Source organism: Geminocystis sp. M7585_C2015_104 (assembly GCA_015295805.1).
Taxonomy (GTDB): Bacteria; Cyanobacteriota; Cyanobacteriia; order Cyanobacteriales; family Cyanobacteriaceae; genus DVEF01.
On the sequence record DVEF01000043.1, the window covers coordinates 1 to 19,701 of the forward strand.

Consider the following 19,701-nt stretch of genomic DNA (forward strand, 5'->3'; position numbering starts at 1 on the left):
GCTATCTACTGTTTGTTGGCCTATAGTGTCCAGATTAAGGGGGCGACGGATTTTCCGGGCAATACTGGTAAGGAGTCTGTGGTAGAATTCTTTTAGAGTCTGGGGGGTTATTGTTCAATTGGTTGTGCCGATTCGAGTGGTGGTGGGAAAGAAGGCCAAAACCGGAGTCTACCACGGCAAGGTGGTAATTAAACAATTTCCACGTGTCAGAGAACCTTTACCTGGGATAAATTATAAGAAAAGAGCGTTTTTTAGAAAAGAATCATGACATCTTCCTCCATCGCAGTCAGAGAATTACCCCTATTTCCCCTGCCGGAAGTGGTACTTTTCCCGGGGCGCCCTCTGCCCCTCCACATATTCGAGTACCGCTATCGAATGATGGTTAATACCATCCTCGAATATGATCGACGCTTTGGGGTGTTAATGGTCAACCCTTTTAATGGGGAAATCGCTAAAGTAGGTTGCTGTGCTGAGATAATTCACTACGAAAGGTTACCAGACGATCGCTGGAAGATTCTAACCCTTGGACAACAACGATTTCGTCTTCTAGAATACGTCCGACAAAAACCCTTTCGCGTGGGCTTGGTGGAATGGATTGACGACTGGCCTACCCAAGAAGACGTCTACGGCAAGGCTCAGGAGGTGTTGACTCTTCTCAAGGATGTGGTAAGATTGTCTGCTAAACTCACCGGTCAAGATATCCGACTACCGGAAAACCTACCCACACAACCCCTAGAATTGTCCTACTGGGTGGCTAGCAATCTCTATGGGGTGGCCATTGAACAACAGTCTCTCCTTGAAATGCAAGATACTTATCAAAGACTACAAAGAGAAGCGGAGATACTGAGCACCACAAGAAGTAACCTGGCCGCCCGTGTGGCATTAAAGGATGCACTCCAGTAAGTCTAGCCGTGTGGGAAATGGTTATCCCCCCCGTCTCTCTGCCCTGGCAGGGGACGTCTATGTTGCCTTAGTTATTTTGGGAAACGGTAGAAGCCAGAGTCTTGGCAAAAATCATCCTACCCGCGGCAGTCTGTAAAGAAGAGGTAACTACCACCCGCAGTTGTTCACCCACGTGGTTATTCCCCTCTTCAACTACCACCATGGTACCATCTTCTAGGTAACCTACTCCCTGACTTGGCTCTTTCCCATGTTTAAGAATTTTAATGTCAATATAATCCCCAGGCAGGTAAATAGGACGCACTGCTTGAGCCAAGTCGTTTATGTTCAACACAGGGATTTTTTGTAGACTGGCTACCTTACTCAAGTTAAAGTCATTAGTGATCAGCATGGCATTAATTTCATGGGCAAGGCGTAATAGTTTGGCATCCGTGGTGTGGGTGTCTTCATACTCCTCAGGATGGATAACAATCTTGTCAGGATACTCTTGTTGCATCCGGTTAAGGATGTCTAAACCCCGTCTCCCCCTTGCCCTTTTTTGATCATTACTAGCATCAGCCAGTTGTTGCAACTCCTGAAGGATAAATTGAGGCACCAAAATCTGGCCCTCGATGAAGCCAGTGGCTAGCAGCTGTTGAACCCTCCCGTCTATTATACAACTGGTATCAATGATTTTAGGCCTAACGGGGGTTAGGGTGCCCTCCGCCACTAGCATCCATTCAACGCTATTGGGGTTAATAAGACGAAGAAAAGTGCGCCCATGAGCATCTGCTAGGGAGACTCCCAAAAAGGTTAGCATTACACTGCCCAGTATGGCAATCATGGGCTTGAGGAAACTAAACCTTTCCGGCACCGGCAATAAGAAAATGGGTGCCAATAGCAGGTTGGCCAACAACAAACCCGCCACTAGGCCAATGGCCCTTGTTATAATCACCTCAATGGGGGTTTGTCTAATTCTCTGTTCTAAACGACGATAAGTGGTTTGTGCCACCAAGCCAATGGCTAAGCCGATAATAGAAGCAAAGCCGGCGGTTAGCCATCTAAAAGCCTGAATGTTAGATATTTGTGCCTGGATATCCTCCGGCAACAATTCTACCACGTCAAACCCTATTCCCGCAAAGGCGAGAATGAATATGGCAATGATTATCGCGTCTACCATAAAGCCTAAATCCTCATCAGGACTGTTACACTCAATTATATTTCCTGGCTTAGAATGACTCAGTTAACAAATAGTTCTAGAATCCATTTTACCCCTTCTCCCCCATCAGCCATCCGTTCCCTGTAAGATGGTTAGAATGGGGCTTAGAATCGGGCAATGTCGGTCAGTGTCTGAACAAAGTCAGGATAGGAGATGGAAACAGCCTCAGCCCGACGAATGACGGTTTCCCCCCTTGCTTTTAAGGCGGCAATGGCCAAACTCATGGCAATCCTATGGTCATTATAACTATCCACCTGGGCTCCTTGCAGGGTCTCCACCCCATGAATCTCCAAACCATCCGGCAACTCGGTGACTTTTGCACCCATTTTGCTCAACTGGGATGCCATTACTGCTAGTCTATCACTCTCTTTCACCCGCAACTCGGCGGCGTCTCTGATAATAGTAGTGCCCTTGGCAAAACAAGCTGCCACTGCCAGGATGGGAATCTCGTCTATCAGACGAGGGATAATTTCCCCAGACAAAGTGCAACCCTGCAGACTACTATGTCTTACTCTTAAATCTGCTACTGGCTCCCCCGCCATTTCCCTTTCATTCATAATAGTTATATCCGCCCCCATCCTCTCCAGGGCTTCTAAAATACCAGTGCGGCTGGGATTTACCCCTACATTGCTAATGGTTATATCCGAAGAGGGTACTATTGCCCCTGCCACCAACCAGAATCCTGCCGAACTTATGTCTCCTGGTACTATTACTGTAGTTCCTTGTAGTTGAGATGGTCCCTCGACAGTGACACTGTGGGTATCGGCGTCGATTTCTAGTTTTGCCCCGAAGGCTTGTAACATCCTCTCAGTATGGTCCCTTGACAAAAAGGGCTCAGTAACGGTGGTTTTGCCCTCTGTCATCAAACCGGCTAACAGAATACAGGATTTTACCTGGGCCGAGGCAATGGGGGAGTGGTAGTGGATGGGTTTGAGTTTTTGTCCCACCACTGCCAAGGGGGCATTTTCATTGCCGTTTCTCCCGTATATAATGGCGCCCATTTCTCTCAATGGTTTTATTACTCTTGACATAGGGCGACTTCTTAAAGATTCATCCCCCGTGACACAGAAAAACTTGTCTTGCTGGGCAGCTAATATTCCCAACATCAGTCGCATGGTTGTGCCGGAATTGCCCGCATCCAATACATTTGCCGGCTCTTGTAATCCCCTTTTACCTACCCCTGTGACTGTCACCTGACTGCTATTCAACTCGGAGATTTCCACTCCCATTGCTGCGAAGCACCTTGCTGTACTACGCGGGTCTTCCCCCAGTAGTAATCCCTTTATAATAGTCTCCCCCTCTGCTATACTACCCAGCATCAAGGCACGATGGGAGATGGACTTGTCTCCCGGAATTTTGATTTCTCCTTCTAGTCCCTCGGCATTTTTACTAATAATCAAACTGGTACAATTAGCAGAATCTTTTATTTCCTTTATCACGATAATTACCCCTACAATATACTCCTCCTATTGTACCACGATTTTATCCCTAAATCACGAATTTTTCTTCTTTTATCTCTTCCCCAATCTGCAACCTCACTCCAAAATATTCCCCTGGGTTACCCCAGAACTTATATTGAATAATTCTGTCATATAGTCCCGCTTCAACTCTTCTAAATATCGACCCATTTTCCTCTATAATTTCCATAGCGAAACCTGGAGGCAGAGAGTCGGTTTCCATTGGTAAAATTCTGATAAAGGTGTTCACCTTGTCCTGGTTTTTCGCCATAATGTATACCAATATTGCACAGGAAAAATCTAGGCTTTCAAAAGGTATTATCTTGCCAAGACCAAGGGGAGAAAGGGGATGACTGCTATCTAAAAGATTTAAACACAAGGCCGCCTGCCAGCATTTGTCTTCGTTGTCTGTTTTGTCTACCAATTCCGCTAGTTTTGATACCAGTTGGGTTTTTCTGTTTTCCTCCCCGGGCTTTTCATAGTCCAGGGGGTTATTCAGTAAGTAGTTGTAAAGATTGCTTAGCAGGTCATAGCCAATATTGTTCAGGTCCTCTTTTAACAGATTCCCCACGGCTTCTTCCGGGTTAAAATAGCGAAAGCTGATGGCCATCCTGGGGCATGGTTGGAGGTATTTCCTTATAAATTCTTCCAGATTTTGCCACCCCCTAGCTAAGGTTAAATCCCAATGTTTTTCTAGCCAATCTCTTAAATTGACTGTTTTACGAGAAGCCAACAGTCTCCTGCGGAAATTCTCGTCAGCAACCAGAGTTAGCCACTCGAAAAAATTCAGACTTAGACGAGGGAACAGGCTTTTTTCGGCCTGGGATAATAATCTTTCTTTTTCTGCCAAGGATAAGGGGGCCACAAAAGACACATTAGGGATATTTTCTAGTCCGTATTCAGCCTCTAAAACCATTAAATTGATGTCGGTTTTCCAGTGGCCAAAATCCAAATGTACATAGTGGTTAATTCTGTCTACTTCTCCATGGGACTGTATTTCTTCATAAGTAGTATATCCCCAAAATTCAATATAATCCTCTTCTAGATTGACATCAGCTGCCACATAATAACTCCCAACCCACTGGGGAATCATCAACCATTCTTGAGGGATAGTTACACTGGTTTTGTCTTCGTTTTCTCCAGGAATCAACACAATCTTTTGATTGCCAAAAGAGACACTACTGCCATTTACAAACTCCCAAATAGTCAAATCCAAATCCAACTCTTTTGGGGAATATTTCTGGCAATTCAAATCTGACACTGCCCTCAACCACTCTAGGAATATAGTCTTGGTAATCAGATTTAAAAATCCTCGCTGACGACTGGTATCATTGCTTAAACTAGCCACCAGTTTTCTTGCTTCCTTTTTAAAGTCACCGCCTATTATTATTTTTGCCTCGTCTATGGTACTATCGGGGGCAAATTTTAATTCAAAAGCATTCATTTTTTCTACCTCCTTGTGGTATTATATTACCGTTAACTAAACCCGTCGATTCAAATAATAGTTACAAAATTTTTCTAGAGGCAAAAGCAGGTGATTATCGATTCCCTCAATAGTTAAACTTATGAGTAATAAAGACTCTAATTTCTGTCGGAAAGCCTGAAGGAAAGCAGGAGAATCAAAGTCCAGTTTTTTCCCCCCTTTTGCCACGAAAGAGAAGTATTGATTCCTTATCGCCTCTTTTTCCCCCTCCGGTAAGCTTTCATAAGTCTCGGTTGCCACATCTATAATTCGATGGGCAACATATTCTTGCAGCCACTCTTCTAAGGTGGGAATAATATCTTTTATCTCCCCGCATTGAGGGTTATTTTCGTAGGCAGTTATGCCAATTCTCGCGGATTCAATCAGATGCATTTTGATTTTTTTAATTCTTCTGGAAAGCTGATACTGTTGTCTGATTTCAGGTTGAATTTTGCCAATAACTTCAACGATCTGTGTTTGGGTTAAATTTAATCCCAATCCTAGGTAAAATATTGCTTGAGATGTTTTGTCTAGGGCTTCAAAGTTTTTTTTCAATATTTCTTCCAAATGCTTAGATTTTGGGTTTTCTAAATTAGCTAAATCCCCCGAAAAATCCGACAATTCACCCCGCCCCTCCTCTTCCCCTAAGGAGTAGGAAATACCTTCATAACTAACATTAGGGGGATTCTCTGATCTTCTTATGAGTTTAACACAGGTTTCCAATTTCTCTCTTATTTGTGGGGAAGTCAAAAATAAGGGTTGTTGGCAAATTTGATTGATAGCCAGATTGTATTGTTGGGTGATAAGTTGCCACTGGCAATAGTCGGGAGGTTGTAAAATTCCATGGCGGCGAATACCGCTATAATTGTCCTTAAAACATTGCCACGCCAGGAGATGTTTTTTGATTTCCTCCTCGCCAAAACCCCCTTCTTTCCTCAAGATTTCTTCTAGTTTTTTCCTGCTGATACCTTTCAATAAACCCCAGTCGGAGGCAGCATTTTTCCTCTTCAAATAGCTATTAACTTTCTCTCCGACAATAGTAGTAAGTCTCCTCTTAGCGTAGGTGGTTATCCGACTGCCTCCATCTATCCTGTAAGTTTTTAGGAGTCTTTCTGGCTGTGATACCTCCTCATTTCCCCAGGCAAAACAGTCGGCGATGGATACACTGCCGACAATCCTTCTATCCATTCTATTGTAAACCTCCCTGCTAGCCCAATAACATGCTTCCTGTAGGTAAGAAGACAGATGATTTTTAAAGATGTTTATGTTTTTTGTTTCACCCCCTCTTACTTTATCTAAAAAAAAATAGGCTATTTTGTTTTCCTCTTGGGGTGTAATGTCTGATTGTTTGGATATTCTCGATTTTTCCAGAAAGTTTTGAATATGTTTTCTTAGTATGATGTCAGTCTTCCAAGAGGCTTTCCCGGAGTCTTCTAGACACAGAAAAGTTGAAAACTTGTCGGTTATAATGGTCCTGAATATAAACATCTTCTGGAAAAAAGGTAAACAAGATAGAGAAGACGCAAAAAGACAAGAAAAGGCTAAAAGTTAACTACTAGATATTATAACTAAACACCATTTTGACCTAAGTTAAACCTGTATGATTGAACAACATATGCTAACTTCTACCAGACACAGCAATCATAAATAGTAGTCAGACAAAATGGTTGTCTTTTTTAAGAAGATCGTAAGAAAGGTGAGTAGAGTTGTCGTCAGTGGGGGAATAAAGATTATCTAGAGTAATGGCTTTAATTTTTTGTCGCAATGGTAGTTGTTTTTCCTGATAACTGGTCCACTGGCAAACTCTGAATAGAAATGCCTTGTCGTGGGGGCAGTAAAAACTTTAAAAAACTATTAAAACAAAGTCGAAGCCCAACAAAAAAACTTCCCTTCAACCCACATGGGATATAAAGTTGCCCCTTCAGTTTGACTGCATTCCCCATTAGGCTACCAATGGCAGAATAAGTGGTTGACACTAATACCACCTCCCATTGGTTTATCCGAAAAGAAGACAAAAAATATGCTGGAAAAGTCTTCCCCTCTGACTGCCGTGGCAAGACTACAGGCGAAAGGAAAATCCACAGGAATTCCACAAAACCTTCATGGCTTCTCCACAGTCTTTTGGTGCAATGGTAGGTAGCAGAGACGAAAACAAGAGAAAATTAGGATGATTAGACTATGGCTAACCAACAACACCTGGAGTATATAAAAACCCTTTCAGCCAAACAGTGGAATGATTGGCGCAACGATAACCCCCACATTTTACCAGATTTGAGAGGGGCAGACCTAAGGGGCCTGAATCTGAGTGGCTTCAACCTAAAAGAGGCGGATTTGACAGGCGCCAATCTGTCCCAAGCCAGTCTCAGCAATGCCAACCTCTCCAAGACTATCCTATTTAGGGCCAATCTGTCAAGAGTTTACGCGGGGGATACTGATTTTAGTGTTACTAATGCCCAAGACGCTAACTTCTTTGGCGCCCATCTTGTTGGTAGTGATTTTAGCAGGGCAAAACTAATGGGTGCAAATCTTCAGCAAGCCAGTGCCTCTGATTGCTTTTTCATCACTGCTAGGCTAACCTATGCCTGTCTGAGAAAAGGGGTGTTCAAAAAAGCCTGTTTTCTAGAGGCTAACCTGGAAGAGGCTGACTTTAGGGAGGCAATTCTAATTCAGGCTGATTTTAGTCTTGCCAAGCTGAAAAATGCCAACTTTATTGCGGCCACACTTACCGATGTGATTTTCGAGGATTTACAAGTCAGTCTGGCTTCCGCCTAGTAGTAAATCATGGCGAAAAAATCCCTCTTCTGTTATAATGGTAGGGCTGTCAGAATTCGCACATCTGGGCTATCGGGTGTTTCCAAGAAGGGAAATCACATTGCCCAGATGGAGGATTAACCCGAAAACAGGAGAGGATTATAATGGCCGTAGTCACCCTAAAAGAATTATTAGATTGTGGAGTCCACTTTGGACATCAAACCCGCCGTTGGAATCCCAAAATGGCCCCTTACATCTATACTGCCAGAAATGGGGTTCATATCATCGACCTGGTACAAACAGCACAACTTTTGGAAGAAGCCTATGGCTTTTTGAAAAAAGCGGCAGAGGGGGGTAAAAAAGTCCTATTTGTTGGCACAAAAAGACAGGCTGCCGGGATTGTGGCGCAAGAAGCGAAAAGATGTGGCTCCCATTATATCAACCAACGGTGGCTGGGGGGAATGCTAACCAACTGGGAGACAATCAAATCCCGTATCAGTTACCTCAAAGAGTTGGAAATCCTAGAGGAAAGTGGCGCACTTGACAGACGTCCAAAAAAGGAAGCATCCGTCTTGCGACGAAAGCTGGAAAAACTACGTAAGTACTTCGGCGGCATAAAAGACATGCGACGGGTGCCGGATATTGTAATTATAGTTGACACAAAAAGAGAGTACAATGCAGTGAAAGAATGTCAGAAGCTAGGGTTGACAATAGTGTCCATGTTGGACACAAATTGTGACCCGGATGGCATAGACTACCCCATTCCAGCCAATGATGATGCCATCAGGTCTATTAAACTGATAATAGGTAAATTGGCTGATGCCATCTACGAAGGACGTTATAACAAAGCCGCCGCTGAAGGCAGACTGGATGAATTCCTTGCCTCCGTATCCGCCGCTGGGGAAGGGGAATACGAGATGGAGGAAGAGGAAGAGGAAATGGAAGAAGAATTGGATATGGATGAAGAGGAATTAGTAGAATCCTATGGCGGCGAATAAATAGACGCACACTGATAAAAACTGATAAAAGGGGAGAGGTATATCTATACTTCCCCCTTGTCGTTTCCTGTGGGTGATTTTCAATCTGGTCAAATCATGTCATTATTATTCAGTGACCCTATTTATCGGTGAGAGTATTATGGTGGAAATATCAGCGAAACTGGTAAAGGAACTAAGAGAAAAAACCAATGCGGGGATGATGGACTGTAAAAAAGCCCTTCAGGAAAGTGGGGGAGACATGGAAAAGGCTATAGAGTGGCTACGTCAAAAGGGAATTGCCTCTGCCGAGAAGAAAGCAGGGAGAGTCGCCGCTGAGGGGATTATTGAAAGTTACATCCACACCGGTGGCAGAATTGGTGTCTTAGTAGAAGTCAACTGTGAGACTGATTTTGTCGCCCGCAGAGAGGATTTCCATGCTCTAGCCAAGGATATTGCCATGCAGATTGCCGCTTGCCCCAACGTGGAGTATGTTAAAATCAGCGACATTCCCGAAGAGGTAGTCGCCAAGGAAAGAGAAATAGAAATGGGTAGGGAAGACTTAGCCAACAAACCAGAAAACATCCGTGAGAAAATTGTAGAGGGGAGGGTACAAAAACGCCTTTCTGAGATGTGTCTTCTCTCCCAACCCTACATTAGGGATCAGTCTATCACAGTGGAACAGTTGATTAAACAATACATTGCCAAAATCGGCGAGAATATTCAAGTTCGTCGTTTTGCCCGTTTTGTTTTAGGGGAGGGGATTGAGAAAAAAGAAACTAATTTTGCCCAAGAAGTTGCCGCCCAGACTGGTGCCACTACTAATTCTTAAGGCCCTTTGCCATAAGACCATATTTTTATTTTCCTTCCCTAGAGGAAAACAAATCACCACATTTCTAGACGGGCAAACCGTTATGGTTACCAGAAGGTGGTAGAAAATCCTTCCTTTTTACAAATGGGTTTCTACACCTTCTATCTTCTTTTGTCTCCATAGAGGAAACTAATACTTCCTTGTTGCTATTATATGATACTCATCCTGTTGCTATTATAGTAGCCAGTGCCTTCTATTGTTTTTTTTGTTTACTCCTCCAACTAAAATGGACTGTCAGGGCGGATTTGTGATCCATATTCCTCCTTATAGGTAATTATGGCGGCGGCTATCAAGCGATTAAGAGATAATATAGCTATCATTCACCAGCAGGTGGGAGATATAGCCCAACAACTGAAAGATTTTTACAGGGAATATTTTCCCCAACTACAGTCGGCGGTAAAACGGCAAATAGTCCAGGCATTTTATCATATTTGTACCCAAAAATATCCCCAGGCTTTTCTAGATTTGAGTTATCAAGACAGATACAATCTCCAGCAAAAAATAAAAGAATTGGGGGTTATATTTGCCAAAAATCTGTGCCAGAAGCTAAACAGTATAGAGGAAATTAAATCTCAGCCGATATTGGTGGATTTAACAAGAGGAATCTTAGCATCCTTGGGAGAGCAAGGGAAAGAAGACTCTCAGATTGAAGGGAAAATAGACAATTCTACTGCTTCGACTCAACTTGCACCAGCAACCCTGTTAAGATTCATGATGGTGGTGGAAAATGCCGTTGAAGCCAGCTTATTAGATGTTTCTCAATTAGCCAATCTTCTCCTTCAAGTCGCAAGAATTCTTCCTCAGAATATCCCCAATAGAATACTAGAAATGGCTTTGAAGGCGGGGGAAAATTCTTCTTTTGTGACTGGTGTACCCAATATCCTTAGTGTTTTAATTGAAAAAGATGAAAAGTCTCAAGAAGCAAATGTGGCTCCAGTGGTGGCCGTTTCCCTTAGACTAAATGAGATAGAATTTTATGACAATAATTTAAATTCTCTCCGTCAGCGGGGTATAGAAATTTTCAAGAGACTTTCCGCCCTGGAAACGGAATACCAACAACTAAGTCAAAAACTGGCCGTTGCCGAGGCGGAGTCTGCTTGGCGTGCCAGTTGGTGCGATGACTAAACTTGTTAGCATTTAAGGTGGGCATGAAGGAAAAAAAATTAATTATTCCAGAAGTGATTGTTGGCCTGGGAAATCCCGGGGCACAATATGAACACACTCGCCATAATATCGGCTTTGAAATAGTAGATTTTTTGGCCGATAAGTGGGGATTAGTATGGCAAAAGAGCACCAAGTTTCAGGGCTTGTTTACCGAGGGTTTTGTCCACTCTCAAAAGAGGATTTTTCTCCTTAAACCCCTGACTTATATGAATAACTCCGGCATTTCTGTGCGGGCAATTTTAGACTGGTATAAATTGTCGACTAACTCCATTTTGGTGGTCTATGACGACATGGATTTGCCCTTTGGCAAAATTCGCCTGCGTTTGTCTGGCTCTTCTGGTGGCCACAATGGCATAAAGTCCATCATCAGTCACCTCGGTACTCAGGATTTCCCCCGTTTTCGTGTAGGCATCGGCAAATCTGTCCATAAAGACGCCACCGTAAGTCATGTTTTAGGTAAGTTTTCTCCCCAGGAAAGAGAGGCTATTCCTAGTTTGTTAGACTTGTGTTATCAGGCCATTGACTGTTGTATTAGGGAGGGAGTGGAAAAAGGCATGAGCATCTACAACCAAAAATCCATAAGTCTAATACCTAATACTGCAGCGTAAATTTGCTACCTAGATTCCCTTTAAATAGCCCACTCAATCGTCAAAATAACCCGGCAAGCACCTATTTTCCTCCCTTGAATTTTATCAAATACCTATTATTAAAAACTGACTGTATTGGGCTACCAAGAAAGATTTTGCCCTGCCAAAAACTTAAGACAAAACCCCTTTTTCCACCTCCCTACTTCCCAGGTTGTTTTACAGATTGTTGCCGAGTGTGAAAAATTATTACAATTTTACCCCAAAATCCCCCCGGGGGGCATCCCAAAAAGGGGTTGGTCCCAATAGGATAGAGTAGGTTGGGCCTTCTCGTGTGCAAATGTTTGTTTTCGGAACATTTCAAGAAGAATACTAGGAGGAAGGGGAGTTTGAGGCGAGTCTGAGGGTTAAGAAATGTAAGAAAAAAAAACACCGGAAGTACGACATAAGCATGGCCGCACTACCGGTGGCGAGAGGAGGATTTAACCCCTAGTTACTTGCCCATGCCTAGCTGTTGGGCTTTCTGATACACCTTGCCCTCGGTGAGGAGGGATGGGGCAATGACCACCTCCACCTCTTGCATTTCTTTTATGTTTTTGGCCCCCACAGTGCCCATACTGGTCTTCAATGCCCCCAAGAGGTTGTGGGTGCCATCATCCAGTTTGGCAGGGCCTACTAGGATTTCCTTGAGGGTGCCAGTGGTGCCTACTTTAATCCTTGTCCCACGGGGTAGCACAGGACTGGGGGTAGCCATGCCCCAATGGTATCCTCTACCGGGGGCTTCTACGGCACGGGCAATGGGAGAGCCAATCATCACCGCATCCGCGCCACAGGCTATGCACTTACAGATGTCGCCCCCCGTGATAATACCCCCGTCGGCTATCACATTCACATACTTGCCTGTTTCCCTATAGAAATCATCCCTAGCGGCGGCACAATCGGCAATGGCAGTAGCCTGGGGCACTCCTACTCCTAAAACCCCCCTAGAAGTACAAGCCGCCCCCGGCCCAATTCCCACTAGAATGGCGGCTGCACCGGCTTTCATCAAGTTTAACGCTACTTCATAGGTGACACAGTTGCCCAGGATAACCGGCATTGGCATTTCTGCGCAAAACCGGCTTAAATCTAGGGGGGTGCTGGAGGAGGGGGATAGATGAGCCGTGGAGACAACCGTTGCCTGGATAAATACTAAGTCGGCACCACTCTCCGCTACCACTTGCCCGTATTTGCTGGCACCGGCGGGGGTAAAGCTGACAGCGGCAATGCCTCCCTGTTGTTTTATTTCTTGGATTCTTTGTTTGATTAGTTCCGGTTTGATGGGCTCACTGTACAATTTTTGCATTAAAGTTACAAATTCGTCCTTCCCCACCGAGGCAATCTGTTCTAGAATGGGGTTGGGGTCTTCATAACGGGTTTGGATGCCTTCCAGGTTTAGTACCCCTAATGCCCCTAATTGGGACAACAACACCGCCATCCGCACGTCCACTACCCCATCCATGGCACTGGCTATGATGGGGATTTCCCTCTCTATTCCCCCAATATTAACACGAGTGTCTGCTAAACTGGGGTCTAATGTCCTTGTGCCCGGTACTATGGCAATCTCGTCTATGCCGTAGGCCCTACGCGCTTTTTTCCCTCTTCCGATTACAATGTCCACCTTACTATTCTTTTTTCTGCTATAAGTTATTAGTAGTTTAGGGTATCAAATTTTTGCTTGTTCTGGCAATTTTGACGGGGGATTTTCCCAGTGGTTTTGCCACCAGCTGGGGGGGAGAGGGGACAATATTATTAACCTCCTGCTATTCCCCTTACTAGCCAAAATGCCCCTAGTAAAAACAGGGCAATCAGGTCATTCGTTTTTAGCTTTAATTCATGCCATTTCACTCGGTGTTCCCCTGGATTTGTAAATCCTCTAACCTCCATGGCAATTGCAATTTGTTCTGCCCTTAGTAGTATATTTTGCACTAGCCTTTCTGCCACTATTAACCACACCTGTAAACCTCGCCTGAATCCCAGTTTCTGCCAATTTATTGCCCTAGTGCGTACAGACCTTACTAGATTTTGTACTTCCTCTAAAACCAAAGGAATGAACCTAAGTGCTAAAATAAGTGTCAAAATTATCTCATTTATGGGCAATTTAAATCTATTTAATGGAGATAATAAATCCTCAATCCCTGCGGCAATTTTCTCAGGGGCAGTGGTGAGCAGGTATAAATTACTGCTGTAAAGTAGGGTGAAAATAAGAGTAGTAATCCTAATGGCCAAATCCAAAGAGCGTCGAGTTATGGTAAATTGCCCCAATTGATATAATACGTACTTGTAATTACTGGCAGTTGGAGGTGACAAGAAACTGTCAGGAAGACGGGGTTGATAGGAGAGATTAAACCCATCCCCGGCAAAAACAGTAACCAGAAACACTATTGACAAGAAAAAAACAAGCCAACTGATTTGAGTCTTCTGCAACCGCCAGGGAATACCAGCCCAAAGTGTTACCAAAACCAGAAAAAGAACTAAAAAAATACGCCAGGGAGGATTGGCTAAAAGAGGACTTAAAATTAAACTCATCAACCACCCTAGTTTAACACGAGGGTCTAGTCGATGCAACCAAGAAACCGGCTTTTCCACATAAATGCCGATGGGCAGTGAACGAAGTAAATCCATGACGGGGGAAATGGGAAAAGTTATTGTTATTCTCAAAATCTCTAGATATGATCAAGGGTAAATGGGAAAATAGGCAATTGTCAGCAAAATTTATGGATATTCAACTGATTAATATCGGTTTTGGCAACATTGTGGCGGCTAACCGAATCATTGCCATAGTTAGTCCGGAATCTGCCCCCATCAAAAGAATTGTAAGTGATGCCAAGGAGAAAGGACAACTCATTGATGCCACCTATGGGCGTCGTACTCGGGCTGTGATTATAACCGATTCCAACCATGTGGTGTTATCGGCCATCCAACCCGAAACGGTAGCCCATCGTTTCGTCTCCCAAGGTGAAAAGTTGTAGTCTTTAATTATTTAAACTATGGCACAATCATAGAACCAATCCCTTCGTCAGTAAAGATTTCCAACAGAAGGGCATGGGGGATGCGTCCGTCTATGATATGAGCTGCCCTTACCCCTTGGGCAAGGGAACGTACACAACAGTTAACCTTTGGTATCATACCACCAGTGACGATCCCTTTGTCAATAAGCTCTCTTGCCTCCTGTATTGTCAATTTGTGCAATAGGGTGGAGGGATCATTATAATCCTCCAAAATGCCGGGGGTATCCGTCAACAAAATCAATTTTTCCGCCCCCAAGGCAGCCGCTATCTCCCCGGCAAAGGTGTCTGCATTTATATTATGAGCCTGGCCCGTATTATCTGCTGCTACACTTGATATTATGGGTACGTAGCCACTTTTTACCAATGCCTCCACCAGGTTGATGTTAACACTGGTAACCTCCCCCACAAAGCCGACATTATCCCTATCTACTGGACGTGCTTGTACTAGATTACCATCTTTGCCACAAAGACCCACTGCATTGCCCCCTGCACGGTTTACCATGGATACCAATTCCTTGTTTACTCTCCCAACCAGTACCATCTCTACTACATCCATAGTGGCGGCATCCGTCACTCGTAAACCGTCTTTGAATTGTGGCTCGATTCCCAGTTTTGTAAGCCAGGTGTTTATTTCCGGCCCTCCACCGTGTACTACTACTGGATTCACGCCTACGGAGGCGAGGAAGACTATATCTCTTATCACCGACTGTTTTAACTTAGTGTCTTTCATTGCCGCCCCCCCATATTTTACCACAATGGTGCGGCCGGAGAATTTCTGGATATAGGGCAAGGCTTCGCTTAGAATTTTGACTCTTAAAGATGGTGCCACTTGATAAGTCTCTGACATTTCAATACAATTTGCTGTTCCATATCACCATTACGGAATTAATTTTAGGCAAATCCTGTCACAGCACAAGCCCTTTGTCAATAACCCCCAACAATCCTCATCTTCCTCTTTTTCTTCTCCCACTGCAGTATAATGATTATTGTTGTTATTTCATCAAAATGGGCATATCCCCGAAAAACCCCCTCATGTACGGGCTTATTATAGGTCTTGTGTCTGGTAGTGTCTATACGCTTTCTTTCTGTATACCCCCCAAATTCTAATCCCCATTTTCTACCCAGACTTTAACTATTCTCCCCTCATGTGTTACTCTATCTCAATGGTGGTCACCACCTGTGCATTCCCAATTCCCTCGACTAAAATATTTTCACTGGCTAGACTCCCCCAGGCTTTTATCCCCCTAACCAACAGCGGTGGCTCAGATTGTTTATAGCTTACATTTCCTGTTGCCTGGATTTGGGCTGGAGAGACTGCTAAATCCCATAAAGCCTCGTCGGCATATATTTCTGATTTTCTACTATGATTTCTTCCATACACCCCCCCTCTCATATACACCTTCTTGTCTTCCATGTCAAAATTCACCCTGTTGGCCGTTATAGTCACTTCTTCCTTTGGTTGTTTCAATAGTACTGTTTCTGGTGCTTCCACTTGTCTTTTATCATAATACCAGACTAGCCTGGAAGTGGCGGCAATTAGGAGAGGATTAAGGGATTGATATTCTACATTGCCGCTGATGGTGGCAATGTGTTGATTCAAGTCTACCTTTCCCCTATCGGTTTTAATTATATCGGCGACTAGTCTATCCTGATAACGGATTACAGTCAGGGGTTTGTCGCCGATGATTTTATCTTCTGCCACCTGCCAATCTAGACGGGAGGTGGATAGTTGTAGGGTTGGTTGTTTGGTGGTGGCCTTTATGTTGTCTTTTAGCCTTAGAATTTGCCTTTTGGTGTCGTATTCAGCTTCTTCTGCCAACACCACCATGTTTTCATGGCTGGCTTTTATTTTGTTTTTGCCTGTTAGTTTTAGATAATTTTCCTCTGGTTTCCAAACAACTTTTTCTCCCTTCAATTCCACTTTATTCCTTGTGTCAACTACCAGTATATTCCCCTGCATGTAGATTTCCTTCCCCTCTCCCGTCACTTCCCCACCGTCGGCACTTAGCTGTAAAATGATCCGATTATTCTCATACAAGTTGCCTATTATTCCCTCTACTTTTGCAATTTTATCTTCCTGGGTATAGCTCACCCTTTTGGTGCGAAGTCGCCACAAAAGTTGCCCCCTGGCATTAGACTGTTCAATGATGGAGTTATACAACACTAAACCAGGTTTAATCTGCTGTTTTTCTCCTGAGTTTTCTTCGTCCAAAACAGTGGATTTTTTCCCCTGGCATGCCCCCATTAATAGTGATAGGCACAATGACGATACCACTACTTTTGTTAGCATCGGTTGTGGTTTTTTCATCCTATATCCCCATATTTGCCCTATTGTTTCTTATCCCCAATTATTTTTTTACCCCTCTCCTCATCTCCCATTTTACCCCTAACCCCTAATCCCTATTCCCTAACCCCCACCCCGAGGGGGGGATGAAGTTTAGGAAAATTGTCTCACCGGAATATCTTGATTACTGTTGTCAAAATCGGTGGCAACGGGCTCAAGACGGTCTACAAAAAGGATACCATTGAGATGGTCTATTTCATGTTGGATAATCCTGGCAACAAAATCGGAATACTGTCGACGGTGGAATTTACCATCACGAGTATAATACTCTACTTCTATTTCCCGATGACGAGACACATCTCCCCTTTTGCCTCTCACGCTGAGACAACCCTCATTCCCCCTTACCATTTCCTGGGAATGGGAGACAATACGAGGGTTTATCATGGCTAGTGGCGACATCAAAGGCGCGTCGGGATAACGGGGATTGGGATGGGAAGCCACAATAATTATTCTTTCAGATATCCCCACCTGTGGCGCAGCTATTCCTACCCCATTGACTGATAGGGTAAGGCTGATTAAATCGTCAATTAGCTTTTGAATCCTTTCATTTTCAATATCACTAACCTCTTTGGCTACCTGTCTGAGGATGGGATTGCCTATTTGTATTATTTCTAAAACCATCAGACTGTTTCCTCTCATTCCCTTGAATAGTCTATACTTGAGGGGAGGGAAATCCAACCCCCATATCCAGTCTATAACATTAGCCATTGTCCAATTGCAGGAGAATGATTATTAACCCGTCTCTAGCATTCTCCCTCTTTGCTTCTGTTGTATCCAATTCACTTTCTTTTTCCATCCCCTTGCAATTTCCTGGCTCATTGGTATTTTTTTTATAGTTTTCCTCTATATTCGTGGCTTCTATTCCCATTATCTTTTAATTGCAGTCAGTAACTCTCTTACTTAGGCTTTGACAATGGGCAAGGGATTTTTTTCTTTTTTTATCATCCAGAAAGTATACTCCTGTTTCTCCTATATTTCCATACAGTTAATCACCTTTTGGCGAATCATTTCTGATGGCTGGAAATTAAAACTTGCCATTTTCCTCCACGCCTTAAGTTGCCTCCCCACTGCTACATAACCCATAAGACAATTTCAGGATATTGCCGGATAATCTTTCTTCTACTGGTTACTCTTTTTCCCATAGTGGCATATTAGTCATCTCGATACCAGGATATGATTGTCTGTTACTTGTAGGCTTCCTGCTACCGCTGATGGGGATTATTGGCATTCAACTGGTTAGTATTTCCTCTGTAGACTAGTTACTCACTCTCGTCTATATGAATTTGAACAAGAAAAAGGAGAAATACTAGGAATCCCTTGTTATTTTGAATTACAATAAAGGGCTCAATGGGCGGGTGGTTAGAAAAAACAAAAGAATATGAAGGTGTAGAGGCAATAATAGGCTCTTTTGTCTGTCTTGAGAACATCTATAAAATATAAAATACAAATAGCAGGGTTATAATAATAGCAATCAACCTTTCTGTGGCCCAAAACAATAGTATTTCTCAGTCTATGGCTAATACCCCGAACATTCAGTCTGACTCTCCCTCTGCCTCCAAATCTTCTACTTCTTCTACTTATGCACTCTTTTCCCATGGTGAATAAAATTTAAGTAAAATTAGCATAATTCCTACGAGGACATAACTAGAATAATTTATATCCTTCAAATTGTTACGTAATTAAGTCGATAAAAAATAACGGAATATTTTCAGGTCAATATAATTTTGGGAAATTGGTGAATTTTATAAAACAAAATAACGTCGCCATTTGATGGGATAAAAATTTAGAGAAAAGGCCCGTTACTTTAGGCTACAGCCCAACACAGAATTCTGTAAAAGAGGCCTGAGCTATGGCTTATCAGATAAGCATATCCTATACAAAAATAGGAAGCAAAACTTTTAAAAACCAGTGAATTTAAAGAAGCATGAGCTATATCTGTTGGGTATAGAGGGGCAAAAATAAGAAGTATAAGCAAGCAGATAGCTTAAAATTTATTGTTGCAGTAAATACGGGAAAATGGTATTCAAATTAAGGCCACCTTAAATGGGTTTATGCGCGGGTGATGGGATAAAAAATAGAGGCATAAGCTCACCTAATTCTAAAACCATTAATAATATAATTAAACCTTTCATAATATCAATAAATTACATATAAAACAGTAGTAAAAGGTAAAAAATGTACAACTACTATTCGGTTTAGCTCTCGATAACACAACGTTATAGACCCTATGGTTTATAAAGCTAGATGGGTATATTATTAATAATAAAAACACCTGACCTTTCCAACCAGTAACTTCTTCGGGAAACCTAAGAGTATAGAACAGGGAGGCTTTGTCTTTTATTGTAGAATAAAACTAAAAATAGCAACCCGCGGATGATGATATCATTTGTCTGGGACTTGTCTGTTATTTGTCTGTGATTGGCTACCCTCTCCCCTTCTCCCTTGTCTCCAATCCACCTTTTCTTTTCTCCCTTAACTTCTTTTCTTTCATTCTTCTCCTCACCGGTATCACCTCGGCTTCTTGGTGTTTTTTTCATATTTTCCTCTTGTATTTCCGGGGATACCACACCCACTACTATTTTTTTTTCTCAATAGCCTATTGCAATCACCCCAAGAGTTATCCTTTTAATGCAATTTATTCCTCTTTCCCAAACACGGGGGATTGTTATTATTATCCCTATCGGCTACTCCTCTTTTCCAAAAGCAGGATAATAATTATTATCCCCATGCATGATGTATAACCTTCACTAATGGATAATCCTCAACGAGAGAAAGTTATTAGTCTCATTCCCGTTGGTTACCCCCTTAATCCCAATAGTATAACGATAATCATTCGTCTGCCATTAATTCCCCCTGTTACCCCTCTAGGGGTATCAGAGTTGGTTACTATATAGACACAGACTTTGGTAGTGGAATCAATGGGGGGAGGGATTGATGGTTTTAGCCAGA

The 19,701-nt window shown here is 43.1% G+C and carries 19 protein-coding genes; 9 read left to right on the top strand and 10 right to left on the bottom strand.

The window, feature by feature from the left end:
• Positions 1-264: 264 nt before the first annotated feature.
• Positions 265-903: an LON peptidase substrate-binding domain-containing protein gene (locus tag IGQ44_05205; GenBank protein HIK37370.1), complete on the top strand. Its 639-nt coding sequence runs from the start codon at positions 265-267 to the stop codon at positions 901-903.
• A 67-nt stretch (positions 904-970) separates the two neighbouring features.
• Here IGQ44_05205 and IGQ44_05210 read toward each other — a convergent pair whose 3' ends face one another.
• The 4 genes from IGQ44_05210 to IGQ44_05225 all read right to left on the bottom strand — a co-directional run bounded on the left by IGQ44_05210 (position 971) and on the right by IGQ44_05225 (position 6,205).
• Entirely contained in the window at positions 971-2,059 is a 1,089-nt protein-coding gene (locus tag IGQ44_05210) for a PIN/TRAM domain-containing protein (protein HIK37371.1), read from the bottom strand.
• 143 nt (positions 2,060-2,202) lie between these two features.
• The gene (aroA, locus tag IGQ44_05215) at positions 2,203-3,543 is read right to left on the bottom strand and encodes a 3-phosphoshikimate 1-carboxyvinyltransferase (GenBank protein HIK37372.1); all 1,341 of its coding nucleotides are present in this window, start codon (positions 3,541-3,543) and stop codon (positions 2,203-2,205) included.
• 43 nt (positions 3,544-3,586) lie between these two features.
• The gene (locus IGQ44_05220; protein HIK37373.1) at positions 3,587-4,999 is read right to left on the bottom strand and encodes a DUF1822 family protein; all 1,413 of its coding nucleotides are present in this window, start codon (positions 4,997-4,999) and stop codon (positions 3,587-3,589) included.
• A 36-nt stretch (positions 5,000-5,035) separates the two neighbouring features.
• Positions 5,036-6,205, bottom strand: a complete 1,170-nt coding sequence (locus IGQ44_05225; GenBank protein ID HIK37374.1) for a hypothetical protein — start codon at positions 6,203-6,205, stop codon at positions 5,036-5,038.
• A 777-nt stretch (positions 6,206-6,982) separates the two neighbouring features.
• On the opposite strand from IGQ44_05225, the gene IGQ44_05230 reads away from it, so the two are divergent.
• From IGQ44_05230 to IGQ44_05255, 6 genes are all read left to right on the top strand, one after another.
• Positions 6,983-7,153, top strand: a complete 171-nt coding sequence (locus IGQ44_05230; GenBank protein ID HIK37375.1) for a hypothetical protein — start codon at positions 6,983-6,985, stop codon at positions 7,151-7,153.
• Positions 7,154-7,195: 42 nt separating this feature from the next.
• Positions 7,196-7,789, top strand: a complete 594-nt coding sequence (locus IGQ44_05235) for a pentapeptide repeat-containing protein (GenBank protein ID HIK37376.1) — start codon at positions 7,196-7,198, stop codon at positions 7,787-7,789.
• A gap of 143 nt (positions 7,790-7,932) precedes the next feature.
• Positions 7,933-8,766: a 30S ribosomal protein S2 gene (gene rpsB / locus IGQ44_05240; GenBank protein ID HIK37377.1), complete on the top strand. Its 834-nt coding sequence runs from the start codon at positions 7,933-7,935 to the stop codon at positions 8,764-8,766.
• 139 nt (positions 8,767-8,905) lie between these two features.
• Complete coding sequence (tsf, locus tag IGQ44_05245) at positions 8,906-9,574, top strand: translation elongation factor Ts (protein ID HIK37378.1); 669 nt, start codon at positions 8,906-8,908, stop codon at positions 9,572-9,574.
• Positions 9,575-9,889: 315 nt separating this feature from the next.
• Positions 9,890-10,738: a hypothetical protein gene (locus IGQ44_05250; GenBank protein ID HIK37379.1), complete on the top strand. Its 849-nt coding sequence runs from the start codon at positions 9,890-9,892 to the stop codon at positions 10,736-10,738.
• Between the two features lie 23 nt (positions 10,739-10,761).
• Positions 10,762-11,385, top strand: a complete 624-nt coding sequence (locus tag IGQ44_05255; protein HIK37380.1) for an aminoacyl-tRNA hydrolase — start codon at positions 10,762-10,764, stop codon at positions 11,383-11,385.
• A gap of 469 nt (positions 11,386-11,854) precedes the next feature.
• Here IGQ44_05255 and IGQ44_05260 read toward each other — a convergent pair whose 3' ends face one another.
• Together IGQ44_05260 and IGQ44_05265 are read right to left on the bottom strand one after the other, a co-directional pair.
• Positions 11,855-13,018 carry a GuaB3 family IMP dehydrogenase-related protein gene (locus IGQ44_05260; GenBank protein HIK37381.1) on the bottom strand — a complete coding sequence of 388 codons (1,164 nt, stop codon included), beginning with the start codon at positions 13,016-13,018 and terminating at the stop codon, positions 11,855-11,857.
• A 131-nt stretch (positions 13,019-13,149) separates the two neighbouring features.
• Positions 13,150-14,022, bottom strand: a complete 873-nt coding sequence (locus IGQ44_05265) for an energy-coupling factor transporter transmembrane protein EcfT (GenBank protein HIK37382.1) — start codon at positions 14,020-14,022, stop codon at positions 13,150-13,152.
• A gap of 92 nt (positions 14,023-14,114) precedes the next feature.
• On the opposite strand from IGQ44_05265, the gene IGQ44_05270 reads away from it, so the two are divergent.
• Positions 14,115-14,369, top strand: a complete 255-nt coding sequence (locus tag IGQ44_05270; protein HIK37383.1) for a DUF370 domain-containing protein — start codon at positions 14,115-14,117, stop codon at positions 14,367-14,369.
• 16 nt (positions 14,370-14,385) lie between these two features.
• Here IGQ44_05270 and argB read toward each other — a convergent pair whose 3' ends face one another.
• The 3 genes from argB to def all read right to left on the bottom strand — a co-directional run bounded on the left by argB (position 14,386) and on the right by def (position 17,373).
• The gene (gene argB, locus IGQ44_05275; GenBank protein HIK37384.1) at positions 14,386-15,255 is read right to left on the bottom strand and encodes an acetylglutamate kinase; all 870 of its coding nucleotides are present in this window, start codon (positions 15,253-15,255) and stop codon (positions 14,386-14,388) included.
• Between the two features lie 303 nt (positions 15,256-15,558).
• On the bottom strand, positions 15,559-16,698 hold the full coding sequence (gene lptC, locus IGQ44_05280) for an LPS export ABC transporter periplasmic protein LptC (protein ID HIK37385.1): 1,140 nt from the start codon (positions 16,696-16,698) through the stop codon (positions 15,559-15,561).
• A gap of 147 nt (positions 16,699-16,845) precedes the next feature.
• Positions 16,846-17,373: a peptide deformylase gene (gene def / locus IGQ44_05285; GenBank protein HIK37386.1), complete on the bottom strand. Its 528-nt coding sequence runs from the start codon at positions 17,371-17,373 to the stop codon at positions 16,846-16,848.
• A gap of 479 nt (positions 17,374-17,852) precedes the next feature.
• On the opposite strand from def, the gene IGQ44_05290 reads away from it, so the two are divergent.
• On the top strand, positions 17,853-18,011 hold the full coding sequence (locus tag IGQ44_05290) for a hypothetical protein (protein HIK37387.1): 159 nt from the start codon (positions 17,853-17,855) through the stop codon (positions 18,009-18,011).
• Positions 18,012-19,058: 1,047 nt separating this feature from the next.
• Here the strand turns inward: IGQ44_05290 and IGQ44_05295 are convergent.
• Positions 19,059-19,289: a hypothetical protein gene (locus IGQ44_05295; protein ID HIK37388.1), complete on the bottom strand. Its 231-nt coding sequence runs from the start codon at positions 19,287-19,289 to the stop codon at positions 19,059-19,061.
• Between the last annotated feature and the right edge of the window lie 412 nt (positions 19,290-19,701).